Annotated in this window: 9 protein-coding genes and 1 tRNA gene; 4 read left to right on the top strand and 6 right to left on the bottom strand. The window is 67.8% G+C overall.

Translation table 11 applies throughout. The features are described 5' to 3' along the window. Positions 1–313: 313 nt before the first annotated feature. A complete protein-coding gene (locus tag OVA15_RS04645; RefSeq protein WP_268143395.1) occupies positions 314–1,615 on the bottom strand; it encodes a hypothetical protein in 1,302 nt (433 codons plus the stop codon). A gap of 192 nt (positions 1,616–1,807) precedes the next feature. Between OVA15_RS04645 and OVA15_RS04650 the strand changes: the two genes are divergently transcribed. Next, on the top strand, positions 1,808–3,541 hold the full coding sequence (locus OVA15_RS04650) for a heparinase II/III domain-containing protein (RefSeq protein ID WP_268143397.1): 1,734 nt from the start codon (positions 1,808–1,810) through the stop codon (positions 3,539–3,541). A 654-nt stretch (positions 3,542–4,195) separates the two neighbouring features. On the opposite strand, the gene OVA15_RS04655 is transcribed toward OVA15_RS04650, so the two are convergent. After that, positions 4,196–4,281: transfer RNA gene (locus tag OVA15_RS04655), tRNA-Leu, on the bottom strand. 78 nt (positions 4,282–4,359) lie between these two features. After that, positions 4,360–5,562 carry a glycogen synthase gene (gene glgA, locus OVA15_RS04660; protein ID WP_268143399.1) on the bottom strand — a complete coding sequence of 401 codons (1,203 nt, stop codon included), beginning with the start codon at positions 5,560–5,562 and terminating at the stop codon, positions 4,360–4,362. A 274-nt stretch (positions 5,563–5,836) separates the two neighbouring features. Between glgA and glgC the strand changes: the two genes are divergently transcribed. Continuing rightward, positions 5,837–7,072, top strand: a complete 1,236-nt coding sequence (gene glgC / locus OVA15_RS04665; protein ID WP_251715273.1) for a glucose-1-phosphate adenylyltransferase — start codon at positions 5,837–5,839, stop codon at positions 7,070–7,072. A gap of 85 nt (positions 7,073–7,157) precedes the next feature. On the opposite strand, the gene OVA15_RS04670 is transcribed toward glgC, so the two are convergent. The 3 genes from OVA15_RS04670 to OVA15_RS04680 are packed head-to-tail and all read right to left on the bottom strand — an operon-like array spanning position 7,158 to position 10,572. After that, positions 7,158–8,015, bottom strand: a complete 858-nt coding sequence (locus OVA15_RS04670; protein ID WP_268143402.1) for a transglutaminase family protein — start codon at positions 8,013–8,015, stop codon at positions 7,158–7,160. Beyond that, entirely contained in the window at positions 8,012–8,944 is a 933-nt protein-coding gene (locus OVA15_RS04675) for an alpha-E domain-containing protein (RefSeq protein ID WP_268143404.1), read from the bottom strand. The genes OVA15_RS04670 and OVA15_RS04675 overlap by 4 nt, the downstream gene beginning before the upstream one ends. Next, complete coding sequence (locus tag OVA15_RS04680) at positions 8,944–10,572, bottom strand: circularly permuted type 2 ATP-grasp protein (RefSeq protein ID WP_268143406.1); 1,629 nt, start codon at positions 10,570–10,572, stop codon at positions 8,944–8,946. Before OVA15_RS04680 ends, OVA15_RS04675 begins: the two co-directional genes overlap by 1 nt. A 152-nt stretch (positions 10,573–10,724) precedes the next feature. Between OVA15_RS04680 and pepN the strand changes: the two genes are divergently transcribed. Further along, the gene (gene pepN, locus OVA15_RS04685) at positions 10,725–13,322 is read left to right on the top strand and encodes an aminopeptidase N (protein ID WP_268143408.1); all 2,598 of its coding nucleotides are present in this window, start codon (positions 10,725–10,727) and stop codon (positions 13,320–13,322) included. A gap of 149 nt (positions 13,323–13,471) precedes the next feature. Further along, positions 13,472–14,836, top strand: a complete 1,365-nt coding sequence (locus OVA15_RS04690) for a hypothetical protein (protein WP_268143410.1) — start codon at positions 13,472–13,474, stop codon at positions 14,834–14,836. Positions 14,837–14,846 lie beyond the last annotated feature (10 nt).

The following is a 14,846-nucleotide window of genomic DNA, read 5'->3' on the forward strand; positions in this document are numbered from 1 at the left end:
CCATGGCCGTCAGCGGCATGATGATCAGGTTCACGGCGGCACCGGCCACGCCCCACCAGCCATAGGAGACATAGAACTGGAGCATCTCCTGCCCAGATCCGAATCATGCTCCGACGGTGACTCCGAAGTACGCGAGTCCGATGATCAGGATCTTCCTGAGCACAGATCGCTCCTCTCGTGTGGGGGTGGGGTGGTGCGCGCCGAGCTGCTCGACGGCCGCCCAGCAGGCTATCGCGGAACCAGCAAAGCTCCGGGCGGCCGAGGCGCTGCCCCAGCCGCTTCCGGTGTGATCACACGCATCGAGATGCCCAGTTCAGCGTGTCGCCCGCACGTAATTCCTCTCCCAGCGGTTCATGGAGGTCGATGTGATGAGGGGCCTGCTGTAATTCTCGAGCGGCTCGTAGACTCCCGGATCACCTCGTTCAACGGCATACGCCAGCGCGTTCTGGTCCAGTGTCCATGCTCGCGGCTGATCAAGACCAGCAGTGATATAGGACTCCAGATCCCCGATGAACGAGGCCCCGAGCAGCTTCTGAGTCGCCACCAGATTCCCGGCCATGTATCGACGCCATGGGACCATTCCCAGCGATCCACCGATATGGGGGAACGACAGTACAACCTTTGCAGTCTTCCTGAAGAAGGCCGTCGGGTCGTAGCGCATGATCAGATCCGCATCAATGGAATATACATATTCATACTGCTCCAGGATCTGGGGCAATGCGAGAAACCGAGCACACGCATAGAATGTCGTCCGATCTCCAACCCAATCCGGTACGGGAAACGCATGGAAGTGAACATTTCGCGGCACGTTCTGCTTGTTCATTCGGGACAGCGCTTCCAGATACTGTCTTGACTCCTCGATCAGCTCTCCTGCCTCATCAGCCCCCGCACAGACCAAGAGGACCAGGTCCACTCCAGGAATCTGCTGCGCATTGAACAGAAACATCGGGGCATAGATTCGGAAGAATACCGGGTCCACCGATATGACGAAAGCTGATTTTGAGGTAGCCACCTCTGGAACGGTGCCGACAATATTTTCGGCCGACCGCGACCGCTCGAAGACTTGGTTGGAATTGAAGTAGCTCAGCGCGCCCCGATCCCACGATTTGGCCAATGATGCGTGCTTGGGGTGCCCCCGCACCTCCTCGAAGGTCTGACCGGCAACATCACGCGACCACAGCGACTCCACCTGACCGCGAAGTGCAAGAGTCTGCACTTCGGTCAGGTTGCCAGAGCCCTCGTAGAGACGGGCGATCCGCTCTGACACGGCGCGGGCATCCTCGGGGGATGAATCAACCCGCAGGTCACCCATTCCGGCATTCCATGCAGACTCGTAAGCATTGAGCCGAGCCTTCAACAATCGCGACGCAGGGTGATTTATGCGATCGATCCAAGGACCTGTGAAATCTCTGTACTTCTGAAATACGTCGTCCACGGAGTGCTTGAACGCCTGCTCTGCCATGGTGTATCCAAGCTTATTGAGGGCGCTGTCGTAAAGATCCGATCGCTCCTTCGCCAGCCACAGGACGTCTTCTGCGGAAACGGCTGCCGCTGACCCGCCTGGGCCAGACCTCACATAAGTGGTGATCTGATGGGGAGTTGGACGCTTCGCCATGGGGTCCTCCGTGAATCTGCGCGTTCGGGGGGGGGGGGCAACAGTCTGCACGAGTGTATACATCACAGGCGCCGGTTCTGGATGGTGACCCGACAAGGGCATAATATTTCCCAATTGACGCCGTGACCGACCCTGCGCCAGCTAGGATGAGGTTCGATTCTCCCTCCCCTCACCCCCTCGGAAGGACGACAAGTGCAGCAGATCCCCGCAGTCAGCGTCGCTGACCTTGATGTCGACGCTGCGACTCGGCAAGCACTGGGGCCGTCGTACGATCGGCCCGCAGCACTTTCCGATGACCTGTCGTCGCACTGGGCGGGCAGACTGGTCCTGCCTCCCCACCCCTCTTGGGAAGGCGATCGAATGGACTGGACCGCCGATCCTTTTCAGGATCGCAATTGGCAGTTCCAGCACCACACGTTGCGCTGGCTCAATCCCCTCCGGTGGTCGGCCCTGGACGGCGACGCACGCGCCCGTGATGAATGGCGAGCCGTGGCGCGCTCCTGGTTCCATGCGAATGTGCCCCCGTCATCGGCAGCCAGTGCATTCGCGTGGAAGGACATGGCCGATGGGAATCGAGTACTGCAGCTATCCCTGGGCGCAGCTCTTCTCGCTGATGACGACGAGTGGTTCATAGATCTGCTGAAGGCGCACCGAGAGTGGCTCATGGATCCAGAGCACATCGTGGGCAAGAACCACGGCCTTCACCAACACACAGGACTCTTCGTCCTGGGGGCAGTGATGCGCGATGACGAGGCCATGGACACGGCTGTCACCCGGATGACAGACCAGTTCGCGACCACATTCGACGCCCAAGGTTGCAACGACGAAGGCTCCACTGCTTATCACCAGATGAACCTTCGCTGGTGGTCTCAAGCGTGGCGAAGGGTCGCCCTCGAGGGCAGGGCCATTCCTGATTTCGCAGCACACCGGCTGGCTGGCGCAGGAACAGTCCTCGCCCATCTGGCTCAGCCCGACGGGAGGTTGCCGCAGATTGGCGATTCTTCCCGTGGCCCGGTCTCCAGGGGACTCGATCCGGTGGCGGACTTCGCCGCAACCAAAGGCGTCCGCGGCACTCGTCCCAAGGCCACTGCCTTGGTACTCGACGGCGGTTACGCGATCTCTCGCAGCGGTTGGGGGGAGCAGCGAAAGATTCACAACGAGTCGCATATGATTCTCCGTCACGGACCCTTCGTTCGAGCCCATGCTCACGCGGACCTGGGAAGCGTCCATATCTACGCTGCAGGCAGACCGTGGTTGGTAGACAGCGGATTCCACAGCTATCAGAGTGCGGACCGCACCCGTCAGCATCTGCATTCCCGACAGGCCCACAACCTGGCTCTTCTTCCTGAACGGGAGTATTCGCCCCGCTCAACAGTCGCCATCGAGCGTGCGGAGATCACGGAGACTGTCCATGACTTCGCAGTGCTCGACCCCGGGTATCCGGGCGTCCAGCTGCGTCGCCGCGTGATCTACCTTGCAGGTCCGGACTGCTGGATCATCCGTGACACTGCAGACGGCGACACAGGATCGCTGCTCCGACAGCACTGGCAGGCCGACCTCGGTCTGCGTTGCCGACGTCACGATCGAGGGTTCACTCTGCAGGACAAGGATCGTTCGATGTCCTTGACCTGGCTCGGCGGGACCCCTCGCCTCTCGCGACACGAGGCTCAAGACGGTGATCTGCGCGGTTGGTTCGGCACACGGTGGAAGACCCTCAAGCCGGGAACTCTGCTCACTGCGGAGAGGCAGAACCCTGATCGTGGGCTGACGGTCCTGATCGCACCGAATGCAGGGACACCCCTCGGTATCGTCGACTCGTATGTCACGACCTCGGGCACCGTCACAGCCACATTGTGCCGCGGAGGGGATGCATGGAAGGTGCGCATCGAAGATCGCCAAGAGGTGGTCGTCTCACCTGTGCTCTGACTCCCTGATTCGCGTCGTTCTCAACTTCGGCGACCGAGCGCTCGACGTCGAGGCCAAGACCAGCGGAACAGAGTCGGCCCGAACTCGCCGATGACGGCGGGCCGAACATTCCTCCCAGGCGCCGACCACTCGTGGGTCATATGCCGGAAGTGCGCCTACAGCGACAGCAGGTCTCTGAAGCCTAAGCGGACCTGGAGGGGACTGGGCGGTGGTTCCAGCCTCCGGGCGCAGAATCCGGGCCACCGTGCACCTCTCCGGTCACAGGGGCTCGCGAGTGGTCACCGAGGCAGGCGTCAGCCGGGCCGGCCCCTGCACCGGTGACCGCTCGTTGATGGCCCGCACGAGGCCTGCCCTCGAGCGCGTCATGGCCGGCTATCGGCATCAACGGGTCTCATTCGACGCGCATCAGACCCGCGACTTCGTGGGTCGTGTCCCCTCAGCGCGCCCCTGCCCTTGGTGGTTCCGTTCAGGCAGCGGGCCCTACTCGCTGAAGCAGAAGCTCACTGCCCTGGCCCGACTGGAGACGTCGGGCTATACGCGCATTCCTGCGCACAGCCTCGAAGCCTATGATAGCAGAGGCGAGTCGAAAACGACGAAAGGCACCCCGGACCAGATGGTCCGGGGTGCCTCCGATGCCCTGGGGACATCGCACTGTGCGCGGAGGGGGACTTGAACCCCCACCCTCTAATACGAGGACTAGCACCTCAAGCTAGCGCGTCTGCCTATTCCGCCACCCGCGCGGGTGACTCCAACGCCCTGCCGGGAACCGGCCTGGTCGCTGAGCAACGCGGACAACCTTAGCACAGGTGCGACGGGGATCAGGCGCGCTCGATCGCGGCCCGGTAGACCTCCAGCGTGCGTTCGGCGATGGCCTCCCAGGCGAAGTGCTCCTCGGCGCGCTTGCGCCCGGCGCGGCCCATCTCCCGGGCGCGCTCGGGATCCGAGAGGACGTCGGTCAGCGCGGCGGCGAAGTCCGAGACGAACTTCTCGGGATCCAGGGGCGTGCCGGAGCCGTCGTCGACCTGCTCGATCTCGACCAGGCGGCCGGTCTCGCCGTCCACGACCACCTCGGGGATGCCGCCGGTGGCGGTGGCCACCACGGCGGAGCCGCAGGCCATGGCCTCGAGGTTCACGATGCCCAGCGGCTCGTAGATCGACGGGCAGGCGAAGGCGGTGGCGTGGGAGAGGATCTGGATGACCTCCCGGCGCGGGAGCATCTTCTCGATCAGGACCACGCCGTCGCGGGTGGACTTGAGCTCGTCGATCAGCTGGTTGACCTCGGCACCGAGCTCGGGGGTGTCGGCGGCGCCGGCGCACAGCACGAGCTGGACGGACGGATCGAGCTGCTTCATGGCCCGCAACAGGAAGGGCACGCCCTTCTGCCGGGTCACGCGCCCCACGAACGCCACGGACGGCCGGGACGGGTCGATCCCGTAGGTCTCCAGGACATCGGTGGACTCGTCGCGGTCCCACTGCTCGACGTCGATCCCGTTGTGCACTGTGTGCACCTTCTCGGGGTCGACCTCCGGGTAGGAGCGCAGGATGTCGCGGCGCATGCCGTCCGACACGGCGATGATCGCGGAGGCGCCCATGTACGCGGTCTTCTCCACGAACGACGACAGCGCGTACCCGCCGGCCAGCTGCTCGGCCTTCCACGGGCGCAGCGGCTCGAGCGAGTGGGCGGAGACCACGTGCGGGATGCCGTGCATGAGCCCGGCCAGGTGCCCGGCGAAGTTGGCGTACCAGGTGTGGGAGTGGACCAGGCCGGCGCCCGCGATGTCGTCGACCATGGTCAGATCGGTGCCCAGCGTCTCGAGGGCGGGGTTGGCGCCCTTGAGGTCGGCGGGAACCGGGTAGGCCTTCACGGTCGCGCCGTGGAAGTCCGGGTCGCGGGGCTCGCCGAAGCAGCGGACGTTCAGGTCCACCAGCGGGGCCAGGACCCGGGACAGCTCGGCCACGTGGACGCCTGCGCCTCCGTAGATGGCGGGCGGGAACTCTTTGGAGATGATGTCGATGCGCACGTGATCGACACTACAGTCCCCCGCTCGGGCTGCCCATACACGCGCAGCGGATTCGCCCACGTCGTGCCCGCACGGAGGGCTCCGTGCGGGCACGAGCGCCACCGCGTGACCGCAGAGCGACGAACCCGAAAATGCGAGTGCAAATTGCGGCAAGGCGGCTTCCCATCGGCACCGATTCAGGGTTGAGTAAGCCCGGGTGCGCGGACGTGATCTGCGCCTCCTCTGGGGGCGGGGCCCCCGGGACGACGACGTCTTCCACGCGAGAGGTTCCATCATGGTGCGACCGAATGTCCTTGCCATCGTTCTGGCTGGCGGCGAGGGCAAGCGCCTGATGCCGCTGACGGAGGACCGGGCCAAGCCCGCGGTCCCGTTCGGCGGGTCGTACCGGCTGATCGACTTCGCCCTGTCCAACCTCGTCAACTCCGGCTACCTGCAGGTGGTCGTGCTGACCCAGTACAAGTCGCACTCCATGGACCGCCACCTCTCGGAGACCTGGCGCCTGTCGACCCTGCTGGGCAACTACATCGCCTCGGTCCCGGCCCAGCAGCGCTCCGGCAAGGACTGGTTCCTGGGATCGGCCAACGCGATCTTCCAGTCCATGAACCTGATCGACGACGCCCGCCCTGACTACGTGGTGGTCGTGGGCGCGGATCACGTCTACCGCATGGACTTCTCCCAGATGCTGGACTTCCACATCGAGAAGGGCGTCAAGGCCACGGTGGCAGGCGTCCGCCAGCCGATGTCGCTCGTGCAGTCCTTCGGCGTGATCGAGACGGATCCGCAGGACTCCTCCCGCATCACCCAGTTCGTGGAGAAGCCCGAGACCACGCAGCCCCTGGCTGATGATCCGGGCCAGTTCCTGGCCTCCATGGGCAACTACATCTTCAGCACCGACGCCCTGGTGGAGGCCCTGCGGGAGGACGATCAGCGCGAGGACTCCAAGCACGACATGGGCGGCGACATCATGCCGTACTTCGCCGATCGAGGAGAGGCCGCGGTCTACGACTTCACCTACAACGACGTCCCCGGCTCGACCGATCGCGACCGCCAGTACTGGCGCGATGTCGGCACCCTGGACTCGTATTACGACGCCCACATGGACCTGCTGCGCCCGCTGCCGATCTTCAACCTCTACAACGAGCAGTGGCGCATCTTCACCCACCAGGTGGTCGCGCCGCCGGCCAAGCTGGTGCGCGGGCCCTACCAGGAGGGCGGCGTGGCCACGGACTCGATCCTCTCCCCCGGCGTCATCGTGGCCGGCGGGCGGGTCCAGGAGTCGATCCTGTCACCGCGCGTGCAGGTCGGCAACCACGCCCGCGTGAGCGAGTCGGTGCTGATGCACAACGTCAAGGTCGAGGACGACGCCGTCGTGGAGCGCTGCATCGTGGACAAGAACGTCGTGATCCCGCAGGGCGTGCGCGTGGGCGTGGACCCGCAGGAGGACCGCGAGCGCGGCCTCACGGTCACGGAGTCCGGCATCACTGTCATCCCCAAGAACTTCACGTTCTGATCCGCAGGACGGCCGGGCCCGGCCGCTGACGACGAAGGCGCCGACCCCTCGGGGCCGGCGCCTTCGCGCATCCGCGATGGATCCCTCAGGACACCCGGGTGATCTCGACCGTGACGTCGAGGGACTCGGTGGACGACCCGCCGGTGAGCATGCCCTTCAGCGGGGGGACGTCGCGGTAGTCGCGGCCGTGGCCGACCTTGACGTGGCTGTCGTCGAGCGCCTTGTGGTTGGTGGGGTCGTAGGCGCGCCAATCGCCGTCCCACCACTCGAGCCAGGCGTGGGACTCCCCCGCCACGGTCTGCCCGATCCCGGCGTCCTCGTCAGGGTGGATGTAGCCGGAGACGTAGCGTGCCGGGATCCCGAGCTCCCGCAGCAGCGCGATGGCCACGTGGGAGAGGTCCTGGCACACGCCCTTGGCGTCGCTCCACACGGCGTCGGCGTCGGTGTGCACGCCGGTGACGCCGGATTCGTAGGCGACCCGTTCGGCGATCCGGCGCAGGATCTCCTGGGCTGCGGCATCGGGCGTCTCGGCGGTCTCGCGCACCTGCTCGGCCACGGCCTTGAGCTCCTCGCCGGCCGCGGTCAGGGACGTGGGCGCGATGTACTCCGCCTGGGTGTCGAGCAGGTGCGGGTCCCGCAGCTGCTTCCAGCCCACCTTCTCGACGTCGGTCTCCGCAGCCGCGGAGCGGTCCACGTCCACAGTGGCCGAGGAGCGCACCTCGAGCACGGTGTGGCGGTGGGGGACGTCGAAATCGGCCACGCGGGTGCCGAAGTAGTCGACGTAGTTGTGGATCGAGGCCGACGACGGCTTCACGGCCAGCTCGGCCGTGATGACGTGTTGCTCGTCGTCGCTGACCGGGGTCATGCGCGCCTCGTTGTGCGAGCGCGAGACCGTGCCCTCGTAGGTGTAGCGGGTGATGTGATCGATCTTGAGCCTGCTCACAGGACACCTCCGAACCAGGACGCCTCCTGGGCGTGGATGAAGTACTTCTCGCTCACGGCCTTCGAGGCGCGGCTGATGGCGGACTGGACGTCGTTGAGCTGCCGAGGCAGGTGCTTCACGATGTCATCGGAGCTGTCGTACTCGAGCTCCATGAGGGCCTTGCCGATGATGCGCCGGGCCTCGCTGGACACGCCCAGGCGCCCTCCGCCGGGATCGAGGTCCGAGAGCACCTTCTCCGCCCGGCGCAGCGAGTAGATGATCGTGCGGGGGAAGAGGCGGTCGAGGACCAGGAAGCAGGTCGCGGACTCGTCGTTGAAGGAGCCGCCGCGCGAGCGCAGGAAGGCCTCGTAGGCCCCGGCGCACTCGAGGATCTCGGCCCAGGTGGCCTCCCCGGAGCCGCCCCGGGAGGAGGCGCGGGTCCACAGCAGCCGGGCGGTCATGTCCGCGCGCTCGAGCGTGACGCCCAGGGTCAGGAACTGCCAGGACTGGTCGTGGGCCATGGTCATGTCCGCCAGCCCGCGGGTCATGGAGATCCGCTCGGAGGCCCACTGGCACATGCGGAAGGTGCCCACGGTGTCCTTGCGGTGATCGGTCAGCCCGTAGTTTGTGGCGTTGAGGGTCTGCCACATGGAGGAGGAGACGATCTCGCGAGCCCGGCGGGCGTTCTCGCGCGCCGCTCCCACGGAGCCTGCGATGGACGTGGTGGTCTCCGGGTTCCAGGCGAGCTCGAAGATCATGTCCTGCACGCCGGCATCGGCCTGGGGCTCCACGCCCATGATGGCCATGATCCGACGGGCCTCCACGCCCTGCTCGTGCTCCGGCAGCTGCGTGATCCGCTCCAGGTGGACCTCGAGGATCCGGGCCACGCCGTCGGCGCGCTCCATGTAGCGCCCGATCCAGAACAGCGATTCTGCGATGCGGCTGAGCATCAGCGCTTCTCCTCTCCCGTGGTGCGGCGGACAGCTGCAGCGTCGTCGACGACGGCCGCCTGCTGCTGCTGCTCCTGCTGGCGGCGCAGCGCGGAGTCGTCGAAGTCCCCGCCGTGGGCCGGTGCGGTGGCCTCCATGTCGGCGACGGTCTCGGTGGTCTCCGGATCGGCGGCCGGCTCCAGGCGGTGCTGCCCGACGACCCAGGTGTCCTTGGAGCCGCCGCCCTGCGAGGAGTTCACGATCAGAGAGCCCTTCTGCATGGCCACGCGCGTGAGCCCGCCGGGCAGGACGTACATGTCGTCGCCGGAGTTCACGCAGAACGGGCGCAGGTCCACGTGCCGGGGCGAGAAGCCCTCGCCGTCGAAGGTGGGCACGGTGGACAGCTGCAGCACGGGCTGGGCGATCCAGCCGCGCGGGTCCTGGAGGATCTTGGCGCGCACCTCCTCGATCTCCTGCTCGCTGGCCAGCGGGCCGATCACGATCCCCTTGCCGCCCGAGCCGTCCACGGGCTTGACCACGAGCTCCGCCAGATGCTCCAGGACGTAGGCGCGGGCCTCGTCCTCCTCGAGCCGGTAGGTGTCCACGTTGGGCAGGATCGGCTCCTCGTCCAGGTAGTACCGGATGAGATCGGGGACGTAGGAGTAGACGAGCTTGTCATCGGCCACGCCGTTGCCGATCGCGTTGGCGATGGTGACATTGCCCTGGCGCGCCGCGTTGACCAGGCCGGGACAGCCCAGCACCGAGTCCGGTCGCAGCTGCAGCGGATCGGTGAAGTCGTCGTCGATGCGCTTGTAGATCACGTCCACGCGCTGCTCGCCCTCCGTGGTGCGCATGAAGACGCGGTCCCCTCGCACCACCAGGTCGCGGCCCTCCACGAGCTCCACGCCCATGAGCCCGGCCAGCAGGGTGTGCTCGAAGTACGCGGAGTTGAACACGCCGGGCGTCAGCACGACCACGACGGCGTCGTCGCCGGGCTCCGGGGCCGTGCTCCGCAGCGCGTGCAGAAGCTGTCGCGGATACGAGTCCACGCCGAGGATCGGGGTGGAGACGAATGCCTCCGGAAGGCCCTTCATCATGGCGCGGCGGTTCTCGATCACGTAGGAGACGCCCGAGGGCACGCGCACGTTGTCCTCGAGCACGCGGAAGGTCCCGGCGTCGTCGCGCACCAGGTCGATGCCGGCCACGTGGATGCGCACCCCGCCCACGGGCTTGAAGCCCCACACGCAGCGGTGGAAGTGCGAGGACGACGTGATCAGCGACCGCGGCACGATGCCGTCCGAGATCACCCGTTGCTCGCCGTAGACGTCGTCCAGGAAATGCTCGAGGGCCTTCACGCGCTGCTTCACGCCGCGCTCCACGACCTCCCATTCCTCCTGCGGGATGATCCGCGGAACGATGTCCAGCGGGAAGGGCCGCTCCTCCCCGGCGTAGTCGAACGTCACGCCGCGATCCAGGAAGGACCGGGCCATGAGCTCGTCGCGTCCGGTCACGGAGGACAGGTCGAGGCCGTCGAGGACCTCGTGCACCCGGTCGTACGGAGCGCGCACGGCCCTGGGGTCGGAGAACATCTCGTCATAGGCCGTCTGGCCAGACAGATCGTCCGGATAGCCGCTGAACAGTCTCGTCATGTTGTGGCGGTCGCTTCCTCGTCTGCGCTGGATCTGCGGCCGCGCCGCGGAGCCGGGCCCCTTGCCCGTCATGAGTGTCACACATCCGAGCACCGCCGCCCGGTTGCCCCACGGGATGACGGGCACCGGTGAGCTGTCCCTAGGATGGGTCCGTGCCGACTCCCAGCCTGACCCGTGAAGAAGCAGCCGATCGCACTGAGCGCGTGCACCCGCACCGATGCGAGGTCGACCTCGACCTCACCGGCGCCCCGGATGCCGCGCGCCGCACCTTCCCCGTGGAGGTGGCCTGGACCTTCTCCTTCGACCGGGCCGACGGCCCCGATGAGACGTTCCTGGACTTCACCGGCGAGGTCCTGGAGCTGGAGATCAACGGCCGCAGCCTCAGCGCCGAGGAGATCGCCGCCGCCTTCGCCGAGGACCGTCTGCGCCTGGAGGGCCTGCAGCCCCAGAACCGGGTGCGCGTGCGCGGCGAGGCCCTCTACTCCCGCTCCGGGGAGGGCATGCACCGATACACCGACCCGCAGGACGGCGAGGTCTATCTCTACACGCAGTACGAGCCGGCCGATGCCCACCGCGTGATGCCGTGCTTCGATCAGCCGGATCTGCGCGCCGAGTGGGTCTTCCGCCTCACCGCCCCGCAGCAGTGGGCAGCGCGCTCCAACGGCACGCCGGTCAGCACTCCGGCGCAGGACGGCTCAGCTGCGACCCGCCACGAGTTCTCCCCCACGTTGCCGATCCCGGCCTACCTGACCTCGGTGCTGGCCGGGGCGTATGTCAGCGCCGAGTCGTCGTGGGAGTCCTCGGCTCCTCAGCGCCCGCAGCACCTGCCCCTGCACCTGTGGTGCCGCGCCTCGATGGCCGAGCACCTGGACGCCGAGGAGATCTTCACGATCACCCGGCAGGGCCTCGACTTCTTCACCGACCTGTTCGACATGGCGTACCCGTTCGACACCTACGAGCAGGCCTTCGTCCCGGAGTACAACCTGGGCGCCATGGAGAACCCCGGGCTGGTCACCTTCACCGAGGACTATCTCTTCCCGGACGGCGCCAGCCGCCAGCAGCTGGCGGGCCGCGCGAACACGATCCTGCACGAGATGGCGCACATGTGGTTCGGGGACCTGGTGGCCATCCACTGGTGGGAGGACCTGTGGCTCAAGGAGTCCTTCGCCGAGTTCATGGGAGCCCACGCCTCGGTCAGCGCCACGCAGTTCACCGAGGCCTGGGCGGGCTTCGCCGTGGGGCGCAAGGCCTGGGCCTACCGCCAGGACGCCCTGTCGACCACGCATCCGATCGTGGCCGACGTGCCGGACGTGGCAGCGGCCAAGCAGAACTTCGACGGCATCACCTACGCCAAGGGGGCGGCCGCCCTCAAGCAGCTCGTGGCCTTCGTGGGCCTCGAGGACTTCACGCGTGCATGCCGGGTCTACTTCCGCCGTCACGCGTTCGGCTCCGCGCGCCTCGAGGACTTCCTGGCCGTGCTCCAGGAGTCCTCCGAGCGGGACACGGCCTCCTGGGCCCGCGACTGGCTGGCCACCACCGGAGCCACCGTCCTGCGGCTGCAGACCCACCGCGATCCCGACGGGGCCCTGGTTTCGGCCTCCCTGACCCCGGAGGGCACCGTCCACGACCCCGCCTCCGAGCGCGATCACCAGCTCGCCGTCTCCGTGTGGGGGGCCGCGCAGGAGCCCCAGCGCACCGTCGAGCTCACCCTGTCCGGGCGCACGGCCCACGAGCTGCCGCATCTGGCAGGTGCCGACGGCGTGCTGGTGGTCAACGACCGCGACCTGGACTTCGCCGAGATCGTGGTCGATCAGCCCACGCGGGAGGATCAGCTGGCCCGGCTGTCGTCGATCCCGGACCCCATGGCCCGAGCCGTGGTGTGGTCCGCGCTGTGGACCGATGTCCGCCAGGCCCGCCTGGACCCGGAGGACTTCGTCGCGGCGGTGATCGAGCACCTGTTCGTCGAGTCCGACGAGGCCGTGTTCACCACGGTGCTCGGCCAGGCGGAGGAGGCCCTGGAGTCGTACCTGCCGGCACGACGCCGCCCCCAGATCCGCGGCCGGCTGATGGAGCGGGTGATCGGGCAGCTGCAAGCCGCCGAGCCCGGCTCGGACCGCCAGCGCAGCCTGGCCTCCTCCCTGGCCCGCCTCAGCCACCGCGACGGCGCCGCCCACGGCCTGACCCAGGACCTCCTCAGCGGGGAGGTCGTGATCCCCGGTCTGCACCTGGGCCCTGCCCTGCGCTGGTCCCTGCTGACCGGCCTGGTGGCCACCAACCACGCCGTGGACTCCTCGATCCTGCGCGAGTCCGAGCGCGACGCCTCCCGCATCTCCCAGATCGGTCGGGCCCGCACGAACGCGGCACGGCCCACCGCACGCGCCAAGGACCTGGCGTGGGCGGAGATCCTGGGCCACGAGCTGACCAACGACCTGCTCTCCGCTACGATCGAGGGCTTCCAGCTCGGCAGCCCGGACCTGCTGGCCCCGTACCGGACGCGCTACTTCGAGGTCATCGAGCCCGAGTGGTCCCAGCGCTCCATCGGCATGGCCACCCGCCTGGTCCGCGGCCTCTTCCCGGCCGCGGCTGACCTGTCCCCGGGGGCCGATCCCGAGCAGGATCCGATCCTGCGGCGCAGCGGGCAGTGGCTGGACGAGCACGCCCAGGCCGATCCGGCCCTGCGCCGGATCGTGATCGAGTGCCGCGACGAGCTCGCCCGGAGGCTGCGGGCCCAGGCAGCAGCCAGGCCCTGAGGCCGACGCCCATGACGTCCCAGCCGACAGCCCCGCAATCCCCGGCTCAGACGCCGCCTCGTGACAGACTGGCGGGACCGGGAGACCGACTGTCCCCGGCAGCAGCGGATGGCAGCGCCCGGAGCGCGCCCCAGAGGCAGAGGAAGACGATGGCCGACTACCCCCTGAACGATCGGGGATCTCTGCAGGTCGTGACCGAGAACTTCTACGACGCGGAGATCATCCGCGTCTTCGGCGACCTCCCCCTCGGCACCCCCCGCAGCTATGACGGCCCCGCCGTCCTGGTCCCCGAGCCGGACCACCCCGTGGACCCCACCACCATCACGGTGCGCATCAACGGCCAGCGGGTGGGGCACCTGGCGCCGCAGGACGCCGAGCGCTACTGGCCCTCGATCACCCGCGTGGTCGCCTCCGGCTACGACGCCGTGGCCACGGCGCACCTGAAGGCCTCCCTGGTGGCCGCCGACGACTTCACGGAGGTCGATGCCGACCTGCGCCTGGACCTGGCCGCCCCGGACCTGCTCTTCCCCCTGAACTCGGCCCCGCAGCGGGCCACCGTCCTGCCGCAGGGCTCCTCCATCAAGGTGCTCGACGAGTCGCAGCACGCCGAGTACCTGCATTCCGTCCTGCCGCGCACCGGCGAGGGCCGGGTCATGCTGACCCTGGAGGTCAACCAGGTCCGCACCCCTGCCGGCGAGCACGTGGACATCGTGGAAGTGCTGCACCAGCGCCAGGTCGTGGGACGGCTGTCCACGCAGCTGTCCGAGGTCTTCATCCCGGTGATCCGCCACGCCTTCGACCACGACCTGCTCACTGCCGCCTGGGGCACGATCCGCGGCACCTCCTACGAGGTCTCGCTGACCGTGCAGGCGGCGCGCCCGGACATGATCCCGGACGAGTGGTTCGAGCGCCTCCCGCGCGAGTTCCTCCCGCTGGAGCCCGAGGCGGACAGCTACCGCGTCCCGAACGCCTACGTTCCCTCCGAGCTCGAGGCTGCGCGGCCGTCGCGCTGGCGCCGTCGCTCCGGTGAGGCCGCAGGCACCGCGGAGACGTCTCGCGGCGCGTTCCCCGGGCTGGCCGGTCGCGGCGAGCAGGAGGACACGCAGTCCCCCAAGCGCGCCCCCAGAGCCTCGGGCCGCGGCTCGTCGCGAGCCCAGCGCTCAGGATCGCAGGCCGAGCGCGCCGGCGGCGGGCGCCAGGTCCAGGGCGGTCGTCCCGACGGCACCTTCGTGGGCCTGCTGGCGATCACCGCGGCCCTTGTGGTGCTCGGGCTGATCTTCGTGGGTCGTGAGCCGCTGGTGACCGCCCTGTGCCTGATCGCCGCCCTGGCGGCCGGTCTGATGGCCTTCTACCTGCGCTCGGTCATGACCGGGTCCACGCGGCGCTCCGAGCAGGACAGCGCCGGGCTCGACGACGACGCGCGGCAGCAGGTCGGCACCGGGCCGGACACGCGCGATGACATCCCCACCGTCGCCGAGCCTGCGCAGCGCGACAAGACGCCGAACGAATCCTGACCAGCCCCGG

The organism is Kocuria sp. SL71 (assembly GCF_026672465.1).
GTDB classification, from domain to species: domain Bacteria; phylum Actinomycetota; class Actinomycetes; order Actinomycetales; family Micrococcaceae; genus Kocuria; species Kocuria palustris.

Coding starts and splice junctions, on each gene's coding strand:
- OVA15_RS04690 (WP_268143410.1), top strand. CDS start 13,472: ATGGCCGACTACCCCCTGAACGATCGGGGATCTCTGCAGGTCGTGACC.
- glgC (WP_251715273.1), top strand. CDS start 5,837: ATGGTGCGACCGAATGTCCTTGCCATCGTTCTGGCTGGCGGCGAGGGC.
- OVA15_RS04675 (WP_268143404.1), bottom strand. CDS start 8,944: ATGCTCAGCCGCATCGCAGAATCGCTGTTCTGGATCGGGCGCTACATG.
- OVA15_RS04680 (WP_268143406.1), bottom strand. CDS start 10,572: ATGACGAGACTGTTCAGCGGCTATCCGGACGATCTGTCTGGCCAGACG.
- OVA15_RS04645 (WP_268143395.1), bottom strand. CDS start 1,615: ATGGCGAAGCGTCCAACTCCCCATCAGATCACCACTTATGTGAGGTCT.